This is a genomic window from Pantoea sp. SGAir0184 (assembly GCF_043544755.1).
Map to the genome: position 1 here is coordinate 622,148 of NZ_CP028051.1, position 16,573 is coordinate 638,720.

Here is a 16,573-nt window from a genome sequence, read left to right on the forward strand (position 1 = left end):
AGACGAAAAGCGTGCAGAGGCGCACAACGGGCTGAAATCTGTGAAATTTCCCAGAACAGGACCGGCAACCGGGCGGCTGCCGGTCAGTCGGATTACTGGTTACTGATCAATGTGCCTTTGAGGCCGTGCGGTTCGGAACGTAGATACTGTGGCGGCGCTTTGGCCTGCGCGCCCAGTTCGGCGGCGGCGTGCCATGGCCAGCGTGGGTCATACAGTACCGCGCGTGCCAGCGCGATCAAATCGGCATCCTGCTCCTGCAGCGCCTGCTCGGCCTGTTTCGGTTCGGTAATCAGCCCCACGCCAATCACCGGAATCGAGACCTGCTGGCGAATCTCGCGGGCGAACGGCAACTGATAACCAGGGCCCACGCTGATTTGCTGCTGCGGTGCCAGGCCCCCGCTGGAGACGTGAATGTAGGCGCAGCCTGCGGCTTCGAGCTGCTGGCTGAAAACAATCGATTGCTGATTATCCCAGCCGCCCTCGATCCAGTCGGTGGCGGAAAGCCGCACGCCAACCGGGATTTCCGCCGGCAGCGCAGCGCGCAGCGCCTTAAATACCTCAAGCGGGAAACGCAGTCGGTTCTCTAATGAGCCGCCATATTCATCGTCACGCTGGTTGCTGAGCGGCGACAGAAACTGGTGCAGCAAATAGCCGTGCGCAGCATGCAGTTCAACCAGCTGAATGCCGATGCGTACCGCGCGCAGGGCGCTATCGACAAAGGCTTTTTTGAGCTGCGCCAGATCCTGTTTGCTCAGTGCGGCCGGCGGACGTTCATCCTGTCCAAACGGCTGCGCAGACGGCGCGACGGTCTGCCAGCCGCCGTGTTCCTCAGAGAGCTGCGCACCGCCTTGCCATGGCGCTGCACAGGATGCTTTGCGCCCGGCGTGACCCAACTGAATGCCAATCGGCAGGGTAGCGTAGCGCCGCACGTCCTGCAGCACGCTGGCCAGCGCGGCTTCAGTAGCGTCGTCCCATAATCCCAGGTCGCCCGGCGTGATACGACCAATGGCTTCCACCGCCGTCGCCTCGATAATCAGCAGTCCCGCGCCAGAGAGCCCCAGCTGGCCGAGATGAATGCGGTGCCAGGCCGTTGCCTGACCCTCTTCCGCTGAGTATTGGCACATCGGTGCAATTACAATGCGATTTTCCAGCGACAACTCGCCAAGCTGCGTCGCGCTAAACAGTAAACTCATGCATACCTCATATCCGCACGTTAATGACTCCCTACAGCATAGGAGCTGCAGCCGGATTTGCAGCAATGCCAGATGTAAGCGGCAATGACACACATTAATTACAACATACTTTTAGTGATTGATGTAATAGCGCCGGGTTCGGCTAACGTGCCGGTAAGGCTGGATAGTACCAGCCATTCAAACCAGGGGCTGAGGTTTAACAGAACGCAAGCTAACGCTAAGGGACTTTGGACAGGCGTAAACCTGGCGGCTCAAAATAACTTCTCATGTTAAGTGGGATCTGATTAAGTATTATCGAATCATCGGCTAATCAAAGGAACTGTGAAATGGATGAAGCACTACTCGCAATGATGCGTTCAAATGGGCGCAACAGGGCCTGGGCAGAATCGATGGTCAATCTTGAAGCCCGTAAGCTGATTGAAACGGCTAACCGTGAAGCCGGGTTTCACATCAGGGATGGACTTACACGACTCCAGTTTGTGCAGGAAATAAGGGATGTGATTGAAGAGCAGTTCTCGATCGCCCGGCGCGCAAAGTCTGATGAAGAGTGCATGGCCTGCGTAGAAAACCTCAGGGCAGAGACCGAAAATCTTGCAGAGCAGGGGCAAATGCTGCGCAGGAATACTGCGAAACTTTACGCCAAAGTGGAGTTCGTCCGGGAAAATAACAAAATTGTCGGTTATGTGATTTCTGCTGTGAATGTAGTGCTTTCGGGCGCAGAAATAGCTTTAGGAACAACGCTACTGGCTAGCGCTAATCCATTGGGTGTGCTGGCTGGCGCAATACTCGTTGTGGATGGATTCAATGGCCTTAGTAAAGAATTTAGCCATCAGGTACTTCATGATTCTTCATCTGAAGGGTTCGCTGCCAATGCTGCTATGTCTGCGGCTGAATTTATGGGTTTTAGTTCTAAAAGTGGATTAGGCGTATATAAATCAATCTCACTTATTGCTAACGCTTACAGCATTTTAGGCTTAATAAGAAAGCCTGGAGCATGGAGGCTATTTCGCTATATGCCCATCGATTATTACAGGAAAGTCAGTACGTTAAGTCGGCCAAAACTAACCATGAAAATTGTTGGATACGGCGTGAAGGCCAAAGTTATTTTTGATCTGATGACAATTACAGATCGCCCTTAATCCCGGAAGCATGTTTTTTATACCGCCAGGCTTTAAAAGCGAGTTTGGCGGGCGTTAAATACCAGATAAAAGGTAACCCTACAATTAACGCAAAAGCCAGAGAGAGTGTGTTATTTTTTGTAGATAAAAAAGATGTAAAAATCAGGATTAAAAAAGCAATAATAGTTATCCACTTAGCTACATTGAATCGTTTTGCTAAATCCTGAACCACTTCATCAAGAGTTCCCCCGAAATTTTCCACATTGCTTTTGATTTTCTGGAGATCTTTATGACTGAAGCCGGACTCCAGCAGTGATTCTTCGCTAATTTTCATGGATTTCATCCTTAAAATTCACCATAACATCACCAGTGAGTTTACCCGAAAACAGGCGATAAATCGCCATCTGTGAATCATGTTTCGATGTTAGTTAATTTAACTTTGAAACAGCAGCTTACGTCATTAGTCTGACTTGCTGGTTACTTGTAATCGATTTACCAGAGAAACAGCACGAAACCGGCAGCGATGACCGGCGGCAGCAACACGAACGGCAGTACGGCCAATTCTTCACTGAACGCATAGCCGGCTTTGTTGATACCTGTCCACATGTTGATGAATGCGATTATCACCCAGACGGCGATGAAACTTTTCGTGGTTAACTCACTGGGAAAGGGCCCTAAATGCCAGAGCCATCCAAATGCCAGGAAGATGCCAAATAGCGCAAAGCCACAGATAAGGATGACAACGGTGTGCATTTCCGGCGCTCCTGTTTGCGTGTTAAAGCGACCGGCGAGCGATCCCGCCGGTCACGCCTGTTATCCTTCACACGACGGTGCTTTTGCTGGTGTCAGAAGATCGGACAGTCCAACCCGATGTAGCATTTCGGCGCGCAAACGGTCGATGACCGCAAAGCCGATATTCGCGCCGTCTTCGGACGGATCGTTATGCACACGAAATGGACGCGTACCAAAAGGCATACCGACAACATCGGCAATCTGTGCTGCAACGCGCGCGGGATCGGCATCTTCCGGCACTATCTCCGCAAAGGCCTTTTGCACAACATCGCCGAAACCGGCATAAGGACCTGCTTCATACTCTGCGACACGCCCGGTGTCGGCAGGACTTCCTGAATGGGCAAAATGGTTCGTCCCTTTGGTAAAGGCTCCCGGCACGATGATTGTCGTCTCAATGCCGAATCGGCTGAGCTCGCGCGCATACTGAACGGCAAGCGTATCCATCGCCGCTTTGGCGGCAAAGTAAGGGGCCAGATAGGGCGGTGTGCCGCCGGTCACGCTGGAACTGGAAATCCAGACCAGCAGGCCTTCACGGCGGGAGCGCATATGCGGCAGTATGGCCCGATTGACGCGCTGCGTTCCCAGCACGTTAACGTCATACTGCTGGGCGAACTGCTCTGGCGTGAAGGCTTCGGCCGGGCCGAACATCATGTGGCCAGCATTGTGTACCACCACATCAAGCTTCCTGGCGTCGGATATTATCGTTTCAATGGCAGCATCAACCGATTTATCGCTCTGAACATCAAGTTCCAGCGGTCGCAGGTCAATTCCTTCCCGCGTGGAAAGTTCGCTTAACTGGCGGACATTTGCGGCATTACGACCCGCAATATCCCGCATTGATGCATAAACGGTATGGCCAGCACGAGCCAGCGCTTCGGCAGTCAGGCGACCGAAGCCGCTTGACGATCCGGTCACCAGGATAATCTTCTGAGACATAACAGTACTCCTTTGACTCAATCTGCAGTTTGCGGCTCAGACCATTCCGCCATTGGCGCGCAGGATCTGTCCGTTCATCCAGCTGCCCTGTGGTCCGGCGAGGAAAGAAACAACACTGGCGATATCCTCAGGCGTGCCGAGGCGTTCCAGCGGATTCATTTTGGACATGCGCGCGATCAGTTCATCGCTTTTCCCGTTGAGGAAGAGGTCGGTCGCAGTCGGACCGGGCGCGACGGCATTGACGGTGATGCTGCGTCCGCGCATCTCTTTGGACATGATGGTTGTCAGTGTTTCGACGGCCGCCTTGGTCGCGGCATAGACGCCATAATTCTCAAGCTTAAGCCCGACAACCGACGTGGAGAAGTTGATGATGCGTCCCCCAGAACGCAGGCGATTTGCCGCTTCGCGCAGGGTGTTAAACGTTCCCTTCAGATTGATGTCGATCTGCTTGGTAAAACTCTGATCGTCGGCGCTGGCCAGCGGAGATAGCATCATTACGCCGGCATTATTGACGAGCACATCAATACCACCAAACGCAGATTCGGCTAAATCGAACATGCGTTTGACCTGGCTGGCATCAGCAACGTCCGCCTGCGCGGTGATGGCTCTGCCACCGGCGGCTTCGATCTCCTCAACCACGGCGGCAGCGGCCTCTGCGTTGCCGGCATAGTTCACCACGATGGCAAAGCCGTCCGCAGCAAGCTGCCTGGCAATGGCGGCACCAATTCCGCGGGATGCACCGGTTACGATTGCAACTTTCTCTGAAACAGACATAGATATTCTCCGATTTTCGCGCGGTATCGCGCCTGAACACGGAGAAAATCTAGCACTGTATCCTTTCCGGATAATCAGTCATTATCTGGTATCAGAATCCGATTATGACGAACAATATCATGGACAGAATTGATACGATGCGCGTTTTCACGCGTGTGGTAGCGCGCCGCAGCTTCAAAAGGGCGGCGGAAGATCTCGGCCTGCCACGCTCGACCGTAACGGACGCGATTAAGCAACTTGAGTCGCGCCTCGGGATTAAGCTGCTGGAACGCACCACGCGTCACGTCAGCCCGACGCTGGACGGTGAAGCCTATTACAAGCGCTGCGTTTCTATACTGGACGATATCGAGGATGCCGAGGGCGCGTTTGCCGGCGCCCGGCCGAAGGGATTGCTGCGTGTCGATGTTCATGGCACGCTGGCAAGACATTTTGTTCTGCCGCACCTACCTTGTTTCCTCGAAGCTTATCCTGATATCGAAATCTATCTGAGCGAGGGTGATCGGCTGGTCGATCTGGTGCGTGAGGGAATTGATTGTGTCCTGCGTGTCGGAACGCCGCAGGACAGCGATATGATCGCACGCTGCGTCGCCACGCTGGAAGAGGTCACGGTCGCTTCGCCCGGTTACGTCTCCCGGTTCGGGCTTCCGTCGGATCCGGATGAACTGCATTCCGGCCACAGGATGATCGGATTCCGCACCACGGGCAGTAGCGGCATACTCCCGCTGGCATTCAGGGTGGACGGCAAGCGCATCACCACGACGATCAAAACTTCAATTACCGTTAATGCGGCTGATACCTTTGTATCCGTGGCGCGCATGGGTCTCGGCATCATCCAGGTGCCGCGTTATCACGTGGAAGATGATCTGAAGACGGGGGCGCTTGTCGAATTGCTCAAAGCCTTTCCACCTGAACCGTCTCCCGTCTCTGTCCTGTATCCGCGTAACCGACAGCTATCGCCCAGAGTCAGGGTCTTCATCGAATGGCTAAAAGAACTCTTCCTGCAGCACGACGTGGATAGCAATGCCGGCAAGTGATCTGTGTGAAAATCGAAAACGGTGCAGAGGAGTCTGGCGCCGTCACAGATTACACAGATATTGATAGAGCTCCGCGTCCCGCTGATCCGGCGTAAAGCGCGGGCAGCTGTGGCACTGCTGGCTCAGCGTGCGGTAGTGCTGCAGTAAACCAAGTTCACGCAGCATGCGCAGCCAGCCCATCGGGCCATAACACTGCTGCTCATAAATTTTGTCGCGGATACTTTTCACATCCACGCGCAGCAGTGCGGCGTTAAGGTCACTGTAATCCGGGTGCTTTTTCGTGCCGCCGACCTGTTTGAACAGGAAATTGCGCTCGTAAAACGCAGCAACCTTCTCTTTAACCTGAATAAAGATGTCATCCACCTGTTCAATGAAAATGGTGTAGATCATGATTTTCAGGTACAGCATAAACACGATGTTTTCACTGTCTGCCTGATAGCGTACCGACAGCGTGCCAAGCTCTACCACTTTGCGCTTTTCCAGCTGCAGGGCGGCCATCTCTTCACGAAAAAGTTTGCTGCACGGCAGACGGTTATTGTGATTGGCGATGACGCTTAGCGTGCCGAGGATATCCTGGCCTTTGCGGGCGAGAAACAGCGTGCTTTCCGGATTCAGCAGCCCTTCGTTATAGAGAAAAATTGAGCGTTTTTCCTTAACGATTCCACTGCGCCGGTACTGTTCGTTGGTCACCTCCATCCCTTTAAGGAAGTCAATCAATCCGCTTGCCGGTGTAATGCTAATGCGCTGATCGATACCATTAAGTATCCTGCACATTCTGTGGGTTCTTTTTGTCAGTACGCCATCAGAGATAGCGCTGCTAATCACTGATTTCCTTGTTAAATGCACTGTAATCCTCAACCAGTCCACATTAAAGTTTCGCTAATATAATAAATATAATTTAATGATTGAATAAATTTTTGCTGCAAATTTAGATCTTCAGAAAAGCGTGGCGGCAGGGGATAAGGCGCGTTACAGGGGAGAAAATACCGGCGGTAACAACCGGAACGACAGCAGGGTTAATGATTAGCGTGATTTAATATTCGTGGCGGGACCAGCAGCATGGCGCTGGCTGATTTCAACGCCTCGTCGCGACAAAGGATTTTAACTGGTCAATAAACGCTCTCAGCGAGGCCGACATATGGGGATTGTTAACGTAATAGAGATGAAGACCTGAAAACACTGCAGACCACTCGCCCAGTACCTGCCTGAGTTCGCCGCGTTCAATCCAGGGTTGTGCGAACTGATGGCTGATATAGGCCAGCCCGGTTCCTTTTAACGCCGCGTCGAGCACAAAATCCGTTTCGTTGGCGGTGACAATGCTTTCAACATTCACGCTGTGCGCGCCTGCCGGCCCATGAAATTCCCAACGTTGCAGCACCCCGGTATCGGCCCAGCGATAGGTCAGGCATTGATGCTGGCGCAAATCCTGCGGATGTTGTGGCTCGGGATGGCGTGAAAAGTAGTCCGGGGAACCGACCACAATCATCCGCATGTCGGGCGTCAGCCGCACGGCAATCATATCCTGCTGCACGAGTTGTCCCGATCTGATACCGGCATCGAATCCCTTGCCGACAATGTCTGTGAGGCTGTCATCAATGACCACATCAAGAGAGACATGCGGATAGTTCTCCCTGAATGACGGCAGCATGGGCGCAATCAACATGCGGGCAGCAATACGTGGCAGATTGATGCGAACCCGTCCACGCGGCTCGTCCTGACAGGCACCGACGTCCCTGACGGCCGAGGCGATCTCCGCCATCGCCGGCATCAGGCGATTGAGCAGGGCCTGTCCTGCTTCCGTCGGCGCCACGCTGCGGGTGGTCCGGTTGAGTAACCGGCTACCCAAACGCTCTTCGAGCACGCGGATGGTATGACTCAGCGCGGAGGGCGACATACTCAGGCGCTGCGCCGCCCGTCTGAAACTGCGTTCCTCCGCGACACAAACAAATGCCCGGAGTTCGCTATATTCGCTGCCTTTCATTATTGCTTCCCGGCTCAACAACCTGTGTCGATTATAGCGTATTGTTATTCATAATCAGAAGCCGGAGACTAACAACACCAACAAAATTAATTACCTGGAAGGGCTTAACGATGACAAAACACATGCGGCGCTGGGAAACAGACGCCATCGGGCGCGATAACCTCGAACTGAGAACGGTCGCAATGCCGGTTCCGGGTCCGCAGCAGGTGCTGGTGAAGGTTGAAGCCGTCGCCCTGAATCACCGGGACAAGATGGTAATTGAGAATGGCCGGGGTCTGCCGCTTGCGTTTCCTTTTACACCGGGGTCCGATCTGGCCGGCGTCGTTGTTGGCCGGGGGGAAGGTGTCAGCCGCTTCAGCATCGGTGAGCGGGTTATTTCAACGTTTACGCCCGACTGGATTGACGGTGTGCGTCCCGGCGATGCGCGCACGCCAGCCTATAAAACGCTGGGCGGCTATTATCCCGGCGTGCTGGCTGAATATGTGGTTATGCCGGAAGCGTGGCTGGTTACCGCCCCCGCGACGCTTAACGCGATTCAGTCTGCCACATTGCCCTGTGCCGGTCTCACCGCCTGGTTTGCGCTGGTCGAACGTGCCGGCGTGCAGGCTGGCGATATTGTACTGATTCCCAGTACCGGCGGGGTTGCCCTGTTTGGTTTGCAGATTGCCAAAGCTCATGGCGCGCAGGTGATTGTCTCCGGCAGAGCCAACAACGCCGACCGGACGAAAGCGCTGGGTGCCGACCATTATGTGGATCGCCACCGTGAAGACTGGATGGAAGAAATTTACCGCATCACCGCCAATCACGGCGCCGATCATATCCTTGAAGTCATCGGTGGCGATCATCTGGGGAAATCCGTGCAGCTGGCGGCGGTCGGTGGGCACATCTGTCAGATCGGTGCGCTTGAGGGCTTTGACTTTAGCTCACCGGCGATGCCGCTGATGATGAAAGACGTGACCCTTCATGGTATCGGCACCGGTAGCCGTCGCGCACTCACACGCCTGATTCGTGCCGTTGATCGGACCGGCATAAAGCCGGTGATCGACTCAGTGTACGCGTTTTCTGACCTGCCATCAGCACTGGATCATCTGGACCGGGGGCCTTTCGGTAAGGTAGTCATCACGATGAGCAGCGAGTGAGACGCGCGCTGATCGCTGGCGATTTATGCAGCATTCACCCGTCGTCCAGTGGCCATCGCCACGCCTGACATCATTACCGTCTTTAATCCTGAAAATCCCGTCGCTGATTATGTGCTTAACTTAGCGTTAACACGGCAACAGGGTGAAACATGACGTTTAAAAGGAAAAATGAAGCGGCAATCATTTCAGGTTCCTCGCTGCTGCGCAGTATTTTGCTGTCCGGCGGATTGCTGATATGCGCGATCATTGCGCTCACCCTGTGGACGCTGCGCGAAGACTGGCACGGCGCGGTGCGCCAGACGGAAGAGATGGCGGTCAATCTTTCCCTGTCACAGTCACGTCAGGCGGAAGATACCGTGCTCCAGACCGAACTGGCCCTGCGTGAAGTGCAGCGCGACCTGCAGGCGCAGCCGCTGGAAAAACTCAACGCCGCCAATCTGAGCCAGATTATGCGCGATCTGCAAAGCCGTCTGCCGCAGCTGCATGGGCTGTTTTACTATGATGAGCAGGGCCGCTGGATCGCCACCTCCACGCGCAGCGTGCCGGTGGGCACCAACAACTCTGACCGTGAATATTTCCGCTATCACCGCAACAACAGCCGTGACAGTTTGCACATCGGCCCGGTGATTCGCAGCCGCAGCACTGGCGATCTGGTTATTCCGGTTTCCCTGCGCGTCAGCGATGCCGCGCGTGATTTCAAAGGCATCCTGTTAGCCACCATTAAAGTGGATTATTTCCGCCGTTTTTACAGTTACTACGAACTGGGGCCGCGCGACGTGCTGGTACTGATGCTGGCAGACAGCACGGTGCTTTATGCCCGTCCGATGCCCGACAGCTATATCGGCAAAAGTCTCTCCGCCAGCCATCTGTTCCAGCAGATGCTGGTGAAAGCCGATCGCGGCAGCGGCGAGTGGAACGCGGCGCTGGATGGCCAGGTGCGCATCTTCGGCTTCGCCAGCTCAGAACGCTATCCGCTGGTCGTCGCGGCGGGTTATGACAAGCGCAATCTGTATCTGCGCTGGGTGAAAGGAAGACTGCAGGATATTTCCCTGAACGTGGCGCTGCTGGTCGCGATTATCCTGCTGGGACTGTTTGTCATTCGTCAGGCTCGGCATAGCCAGCATTATCAGGAAGCGCTGCTCAAACTAAAAAACGACCTCGCCGATGCCAATCACCATTTGGATCAGCTGGCGTTTTTTGATGGGCTGACCGGTCTGGCTAACCGCAGACAGTTTGACCGCTTTTTGCAGAATGCTCTGCATAATCTGCGGGAAAAATCAGCACCGGTGTCGCTGATTTTGATGGATATTGACTACTTCAAACACTACAACGATCGCTACGGGCACGTGGCAGGCGATCACTGTTTACGCCAGGTGGCCGACGCGCTTAAACGCCTTAAGCTACGGCAGAGCGACATGGTCGCGCGCTATGGCGGCGAGGAGTTTGCCATCATCCTCGCCGGTGCCGATCAGCATGCGGCGCTGAATATTGCGCGTCAGGCAGTACAGGCGATTGCTGACCTGCATCTGCCTCACGCCGCCTCCGCACTGCCCGACGCGCAGGTGACGCTCAGCGCGGGCTGTGCGACCACCTGGCATGACGATCAGGCCGGCAACCTGATCGAGCATGCTGATGCGGCGTTGTATCAGGCCAAGCATAGCGGACGCAATCAGGCGCAGGCCTGGCGGGCAGTGAGTGATTAACGGTTAAAACCTGGAATGAAGCGTGAAACATCGACTTCCATAAACTGCGAGCGCTGGAAGTTGTGTTTCAGGTCATACGGCACCGTACAGTCAAAAATGGTTTTACAGGTGATGCCATGAGCGCGAATCGAGTTGCTGAAGGCCGGATCCTGTGAGGGATCGAGCGGGTGACAGCGCACGCCGGGAATGAAGATGGTATCCGCGTCGCCCTGATAACGCGTGGTCATCGCCCAAATCACGTCATTTAAGTCGAACACATCAACATCTTCATCGACCAGGAACACGTGCTTCAGCTCTGAAAAGGCCGAGAAAGCCAGCAGGGCAGCCTGACGCTGGCGTCCCTCATCCTGTGGGCCGCGCTTATTGATTTGCAGCACCGCAACATATTTCCCGGTGCCTGGCGAAGGGCAATGCACATTCTTCACCAGACCGGGTAACGCACGCTCAACCATATCGAGAATGCTGGCTTCGGTCGGGATACCGGCCAGATTGGTGTGCTCGTCGCTCGGTCCGATGCAGGTTTGCAGGATGGGATTTTTGCGGTGCGTCACGGCTTTGACTTTAATCACCGGCACTGCCGCCTGCGCTTCACCGGTATAACCCGGGAATTCCGGCATCGCTTTACCGCTATGGGTATGCTGATCTTCCTGTACGCGATAATCCGGCACCAGTTCACCCTCAATCACGATCTCTGCATGGGCAATGGCGCGGGCATCAACGGCGACACCCTTAACCAGCTCAACCGCCCGACCGCGCAAGCCCCCGGCTATCGCCAGCTCATCAAAACCGAGCGGTGTAGTCGGCGGCTCGAAACAGGCGCCAACTTCGATGGCCGGATCGACACCAATACTGATGGTAATCGGCAACGCTTTGCCCGCCTGCTCAGCCTTAATGCGGAACTGATCAAGATGGCGGCCCGGCACAAAGTACATCGAGATCTCATCTTTGCCCTGTACACACAAGCGGTGAATAGTGACGTCATGTTCGCCGGTTTCTGGATCGGCGGCATAACACATCCCCATGGTGAAATAAGGGCCGGCATCTTCAGGCGTATTGGTAGGCGCAGGCAGCAGGCGGCGGATATCAAAACCGTCTTCCGTGGCGAGGTGCACCACTTCCTGACAAACCGCCTGCTGCTGGCTTATTTCCACCGGCGCAATGGCGTTGTGTACCGATGAACGCAACAGATGCGCCAGCTTTTCTTTCGGCACTCCTAGCAGGCGCGCCACGCGCTGCCGTGAAGCCAGCAAACCAATCAGTACGCGAAAGTTGTCGTAACCTTTGATGTGATTAAACACCATCGCCGGTCCGGTCTGCGTGGGACGCATCACGGTACCGCCCGCGCCAACGTAACGATAGACACCGGACAGTTCCGCTTCGGGATTTACCGGTTCATCGGTCTCAATATACTCACCATCAAATTGTTTCAGCAGTTCGATGGCAGAACGCAGATCGTAAACCTCACTGCTGTGCGAAGAGGGAGATGTGTTTGACATAGGCTGTTCCTTAGTTTGGGAGTGTCAGGTCATCACTGGCGGGATGTAAACCCTGCCAGCGCGTGGCGCCAGCAGTGTCGATACCAAGCTGATCCAGCACGCGACCCACGATATGATTTTCCACATCGGCAATCGTGGCCGGATGGTTGTACCAGGCCGGCATAGGCGGAATCAGGCTGACGCCCATGCGTGACAGCGCCAGCATGTTTTCCAGATGAATGGTGTTGAGCGGGGTTTCGCGCGGTACCAGAATCAGTTTGCGCTGCTCTTTCAGGACGACATCCGCCGCGCGGCCAATCAGCCCTTCCGCATACCCGCTGCGGATACCGGCCAGCGTTTTCATGCTGCAGGGAATAATCACCATCCCGTCGGTGACAAATGAGCCCGAAGAGATAGTCGCGGCCTGGTCACCGGCGGGATGAAACACATCGGCCAGCTGTTTGATGTCGTTGAGAGAACAGTTGGTTTCATGTTCCAGCGTCACTTTTCCCCAGCGTGACAAAATGAGATGCGTTTCGATGTGCGGAATGTCCGCCAGCTGCCGCAGTAATCGCAGCGCGAGTGGGGCACCGGTAGCGCCGGTTACGCCGACAATGATGCGCATAAGGCCTCCTGTGAAAGGCAAAAATTTTCCGGCGCGTTCCTGCCGTCGCCGTCCTGCTGGCAAAGATAATGCGCTCGCTAATCAGGGTCTAATTGGTATTATGCTTTTATTAATAACGAACCCTTATCAGGTGTGCCATGGATTACCGTAAGCTGCGTTCTTTTCTGGCACTCGCCGATACGCTGCATTTCGCGCGAGCGGCGGCGGCGGTTAACCTGACGCAACCGGCGTTGTCTCAGCATATTCAGGCACTGGAGCAGCAGTGGGGCGTGAAGTTATTTGCGCGCGACAAGCGTAAGGTGAGTCTGACGCGCGAAGGCGCATTGCTGCTCGGGGAAGTCCAGCAAACGGTGCAGCGTGTGGAGCATCTGCAGGACACGATTAAGCAGGTGGCCGCCGGACGACGCGGCATGTTACGCATTGGCTATGTGGGCACATCTATGCTGGAGCCGGCGCTGGTCAAAATTATCCGTGCCTTCAGACGTGATTTTCCCCAGATCGCGCTGCAACCCGTGGAGTACAGCGTCAACCAACAGCTAAGCCTGCTGGAGAGCGGCGATTTGGATATCGGCATCCTGCGCGGGCCACTGCCGGAACGTCGTCAGATTAGCCGGCAAATTCTGCATCAAACCTCGCTGTGTGCGGTGCTGGCCGACGACCATCCGCTGGCGCAGCAGGCCTGCGTCTCGCTCGCTGATTTGCTAGCGGAGCCGCTGATTTTGCAGGAAGATCCGGAAGGCATCGGGCTGGGTGGCGCGGTACTTAATCTCTATGCGGTCGCCAGGCAGATTCCCGTCAGCGTGCTCCGCGCGCGCGATGTGGCCACCGCCGTTGACCTCGCTGCGCTGGGTCTGGGCGTGACCTTCATCCCCCACGCTCCGGAGAGATTTTTGCGGCAGGATGTGGCACTGCTGCCGCTGGCGCAGCAGGATGTCACAACGGCACTCTACCTGTGCTGGAAAACCGGCGCGGCTAACCCGGAGATCCGGCGCTTTGCCGGGTACGCGCAGTCACACTATGGTGAGGAACCCGCTGCGTAATCAGCCGGGCATTCCAGCCTCAGCGGCGTTATGGGGATCAATATGGCGAATTGCTATGGCATATCGGCTAAATTGTGATTCACTGACGTCATCTATTGTCAGATTATGCGTGAGAAGCGTAGTCATGAAGCCAACACTTAATCAGCTAATGAGTTTTTGTACCGTGGCAGAAGTGGGGAATATAGGCCGGGCAGCAGAAAAGCTGAATATTTCGCAGCCACCGCTAAGCAGACAAATAGCCCAGCTCGAACGTGATGTGGGTGCGAAACTGTTTACCCGTAATGCCAAAGGCATGAAACTTACCTTTGCCGGCGAGCAATTTTTAAAAGATGCTTACGCCGTATTAAGAATGATGCAGCAGGCGTGTAGTAATGTGCAGGCTGTTTCAGAAGGGCAAATGGGATTAATTAAGCTGGGCGCAACCATGTACGCATCGTACAGTGTTGTGCCGCAACTGGTCATGAAACACAGAATGAATTATCCCAGTATTGATCTGCAATTTCAGGAAATGATCCCGACCGGGTTAAACGCTGCGCTGGAGGATGGGCGGCTGGACGTTGCGATTAGCTTTTCGGAAGTTACCAGCTCCGCGATTAACTCGCTGGTGTTATTGCGTGAACCGTTAATTGTCGCGCTGCCTGCGGATCATCCCCAGGCGAATGTCGAAAATTTCACCCTGGAAACGCTGGCCAATGACCCGTTTATCATTGTGCCTCGCCCTATGTCGCCGCTGCTTTATGACAGAATTTTTAATCAGTGCCTGAAAGCCGGCTTTAGTCCACATATTGGCGTTGAGGTTTCGGTCCAGCAAACCATCGTTAATTTCGTCGCTCATGGATTAGGGGTGGCCATCATTCCGGCAAGTATGGCGACGGCGCAGATAAGAGGCATTAATTATCGGAAGATTGCGGACGCAAATACCATCGAAAATATCCTGATGTGGTCTTCTAATAATAAAAATCCAGCGCTGGAACACTTTGTTAACCAATGCCGTGCCCTCGCAGAGGAGTTAAGCACGGCATCGGATACCCGCATCAGTTCTTAGCAATCACGATTTCGATCAGGCTGGGTTTACCGCTGGCGATAGCCTCCTCGACAGCCGCAGCGATCTGTGAAGCCACCTCAATCTTACGCGTTTTCAGCCCCAGCGCGGTGCCAAGTGCCTGATAATCAATCACAGGATCTACCAAATCCATGGCGATAAAGCGATTGGTTTGCGCCGAGGTATAATCGTCTTTAGACCGCATAAAGTTCTTAAGAACATTATATTCAGTATTGTTCATCACAATAAAGGTTACCGGCAATTGCTCATGAGCGGCGGTCCACAGCGACTGAGGCGAATACATTGCCGCACCATCCCCAACAAAACAGACAACAGGGGCTTTGCCCAGTCCGAGGGAATATCCCACTGCAGCGGGCATGCCCCAGCCCAAACCGCCACCGCGCATAAAAGCATATTGATCTGCTCTGTTACTCGACAGCGATCTACGCAGCGATTGTGAGGTCGCAATGGCCTCGTCAACAATGGTTATATCCGGACCAATAGCGCGCGCGGCCTCAAATGCGGCGATCAATGGCGTGATCTTCGTGGCCGACTGCTGCTCTTGTACCGACTGTAATAAGTTCTCTTTAGTTTGTTCGAACTGTGCTGCCGCAGCCGCGAAACGACGCTGATAATCCGGGCGATTATGCGCGGTAGCCTCTTTCAGCTCAGGTAGCAGCACCGCCAGCGATAATTTAATATCGCCGAGAGTTGAGAGCTCGCTACGATAAGTTCGTCCCAAATCGCCGGCATCAGCTGAGAGCTGGAACACTTTACAATGCTCCGGCACGGCACGCCCCTCGGTGTAGAGGATGGTGATGAGCGATTTACCGCCGAGCGCAAAGATTGCATCGTATTGATCAAGCGCTTTGGCAATGTCTATCGCCTGAGTAGAGAGATTGCCTCGCCACAGAGGATGCGCGGTGGGATACGGAATCCGATTCGGCCAGGTTGAGCCATAAACGTCAGCGGCCAGCAACTCAGCCAGTGCGACAACTTCCGCAGCCGCGCCGCTTTGATGAATCTCATCGCCGGCAATAATCGCGACCTTGCCGGGGGTGAAGGCGGCTAACTTTTTGGCTAACAGCGGCAGTGAACCTGCGACCGCTTTACGATCAACGTTAGACGGCGCGCCGATGTCAACGGAGCTCATGGCTTCCATCACATCCATCGGTAAAGAGAGGAAAACCGGGCCTTTGGGTGCGGCGTCCGCATCATGAAAAGCACGGCGCACCAGGATTGGCAGCTGGTCAACGCTGGTGACTTCCTTCGACCATTTGGAAAAAATCTTACCCATACCCACTAAATCCCCCAGCAGCAGGGGATCGGTGATGCTGTGGCGTAAATCCTGCTGGCCAGCCGTCACCACTAATGGCGTTTGCGAGCAAACCGCATTGTGCAGATTGCCCATGCCGTGCCCCAGACCACCGGCCGTGTGCAGATTGAGAAAACCGGGCTTACCGGCAGCCTGCGCGTAACCATCGGCCATCGCAACCGCACTGGCTTCCTGCAAGGCAAGCACATAGTTGATGTTGGTATTTCGGAGCAGGGCGTCTATGAACGGTAATTCAGTCGTACCTGGGTTACCGAACACATACTCAACGCCTTCGCTCTCTAACACTTCCAGCAGGACATCACCACCGCGGCGTACCGGGGTGTCGTTTAATTTTGCAATGGGTTTATTCATCGTTGTTCACCTCTGACTATCGGTTAATAATCCG

At 54.7% G+C, this 16,573-nt stretch carries 16 protein-coding genes; 6 read left to right on the forward strand and 10 right to left on the reverse strand.

Annotation, left to right across the window (positions count from 1 at the left end; all coding sequences use genetic code 11):
• Positions 1–92 precede the first annotated feature (92 nt).
• Entirely contained in the window at positions 93–1,193 is a 1,101-nt protein-coding gene (locus C1N60_RS22990; protein ID WP_394521874.1) for an NADH:flavin oxidoreductase/NADH oxidase, read from the reverse strand.
• Positions 1,194–1,519: 326 nt separating this feature from the next.
• On the opposite strand from C1N60_RS22990, the gene C1N60_RS22995 reads away from it, so the two are divergent.
• Positions 1,520–2,332: a DUF4225 domain-containing protein gene (locus C1N60_RS22995; protein WP_394521875.1), complete on the forward strand. Its 813-nt coding sequence runs from the start codon at positions 1,520–1,522 to the stop codon at positions 2,330–2,332.
• On the opposite strand, the gene C1N60_RS23000 is transcribed toward C1N60_RS22995, so the two are convergent.
• The 4 genes from C1N60_RS23000 to C1N60_RS23015 form a co-directional block, all read right to left on the reverse strand.
• A complete protein-coding gene (locus C1N60_RS23000) occupies positions 2,316–2,645 on the reverse strand; it encodes a hypothetical protein (protein WP_104093288.1) in 330 nt (109 codons plus the stop codon). The genes C1N60_RS22995 and C1N60_RS23000 overlap by 17 nt on opposite strands.
• 158 nt (positions 2,646–2,803) lie before the next feature.
• Complete coding sequence (locus C1N60_RS23005; RefSeq protein ID WP_394521876.1) at positions 2,804–3,064, reverse strand: hypothetical protein; 261 nt, start codon at positions 3,062–3,064, stop codon at positions 2,804–2,806.
• Positions 3,065–3,124: 60 nt separating this feature from the next.
• Positions 3,125–4,039: an SDR family oxidoreductase gene (locus C1N60_RS23010; protein WP_394521877.1), complete on the reverse strand. Its 915-nt coding sequence runs from the start codon at positions 4,037–4,039 to the stop codon at positions 3,125–3,127.
• Between the two features lie 36 nt (positions 4,040–4,075).
• Positions 4,076–4,813, reverse strand: a complete 738-nt coding sequence (locus C1N60_RS23015; RefSeq protein WP_132463874.1) for an SDR family oxidoreductase — start codon at positions 4,811–4,813, stop codon at positions 4,076–4,078.
• Positions 4,814–4,932: 119 nt separating this feature from the next.
• On the opposite strand from C1N60_RS23015, the gene C1N60_RS23020 reads away from it, so the two are divergent.
• Positions 4,933–5,847: a LysR family transcriptional regulator gene (locus tag C1N60_RS23020; RefSeq protein ID WP_262258609.1), complete on the forward strand. Its 915-nt coding sequence runs from the start codon at positions 4,933–4,935 to the stop codon at positions 5,845–5,847.
• Positions 5,848–5,889: 42 nt separating this feature from the next.
• Here the strand turns inward: C1N60_RS23020 and C1N60_RS23025 are convergent, their stop codons facing one another.
• A complete protein-coding gene (locus C1N60_RS23025; RefSeq protein ID WP_127834908.1) occupies positions 5,890–6,621 on the reverse strand; it encodes an N-acyl amino acid synthase FeeM domain-containing protein in 732 nt (243 codons plus the stop codon).
• Positions 6,622–6,922: 301 nt separating this feature from the next.
• Positions 6,923–7,828: a LysR family transcriptional regulator gene (locus C1N60_RS23030; RefSeq protein WP_262258186.1), complete on the reverse strand. Its 906-nt coding sequence runs from the start codon at positions 7,826–7,828 to the stop codon at positions 6,923–6,925.
• Positions 7,829–7,938: 110 nt separating this feature from the next.
• Between C1N60_RS23030 and C1N60_RS23035 the strand changes: the two genes are divergently transcribed.
• Together C1N60_RS23035 and C1N60_RS23040 are read left to right on the forward strand one after the other, a co-directional pair.
• On the forward strand, positions 7,939–8,967 hold the full coding sequence (locus C1N60_RS23035; RefSeq protein ID WP_394521878.1) for a zinc-dependent alcohol dehydrogenase family protein: 1,029 nt from the start codon (positions 7,939–7,941) through the stop codon (positions 8,965–8,967).
• A gap of 149 nt (positions 8,968–9,116) precedes the next feature.
• Positions 9,117–10,670, forward strand: coding sequence for a GGDEF domain-containing protein (locus C1N60_RS23040; protein WP_058759152.1), 1,554 nt, complete (start codon positions 9,117–9,119; stop codon positions 10,668–10,670).
• Here C1N60_RS23040 and C1N60_RS23045 read toward each other — a convergent pair.
• Both C1N60_RS23045 and C1N60_RS23050 read right to left on the reverse strand, forming a co-directional pair.
• Positions 10,667–12,166 carry a UbiD family decarboxylase gene (locus tag C1N60_RS23045; protein WP_058770182.1) on the reverse strand — a complete coding sequence of 500 codons (1,500 nt, stop codon included), beginning with the start codon at positions 12,164–12,166 and terminating at the stop codon, positions 10,667–10,669. The genes C1N60_RS23040 and C1N60_RS23045 overlap by 4 nt on opposite strands.
• A 10-nt stretch (positions 12,167–12,176) precedes the next feature.
• Positions 12,177–12,770 carry a UbiX family flavin prenyltransferase gene (locus tag C1N60_RS23050; protein WP_159377716.1) on the reverse strand — a complete coding sequence of 198 codons (594 nt, stop codon included), beginning with the start codon at positions 12,768–12,770 and terminating at the stop codon, positions 12,177–12,179.
• 137 nt (positions 12,771–12,907) lie between these two features.
• On the opposite strand from C1N60_RS23050, the gene C1N60_RS23055 reads away from it, so the two are divergent.
• Positions 12,908–13,810: a LysR family transcriptional regulator gene (locus C1N60_RS23055; protein ID WP_260640860.1), complete on the forward strand. Its 903-nt coding sequence runs from the start codon at positions 12,908–12,910 to the stop codon at positions 13,808–13,810.
• Between the two features lie 124 nt (positions 13,811–13,934).
• On the forward strand, positions 13,935–14,855 hold the full coding sequence (locus tag C1N60_RS23060; protein ID WP_021509406.1) for a LysR family transcriptional regulator: 921 nt from the start codon (positions 13,935–13,937) through the stop codon (positions 14,853–14,855).
• Here the strand turns inward: C1N60_RS23060 and C1N60_RS23065 are convergent.
• Positions 14,845–16,539 (reverse strand): thiamine pyrophosphate-binding protein, encoded by a 1,695-nt coding sequence (locus C1N60_RS23065; protein WP_262258174.1) that lies wholly within the window; start codon positions 16,537–16,539, stop codon positions 14,845–14,847. The genes C1N60_RS23060 and C1N60_RS23065 overlap by 11 nt on opposite strands.
• Between the last annotated feature and the right edge of the window lie 34 nt (positions 16,540–16,573).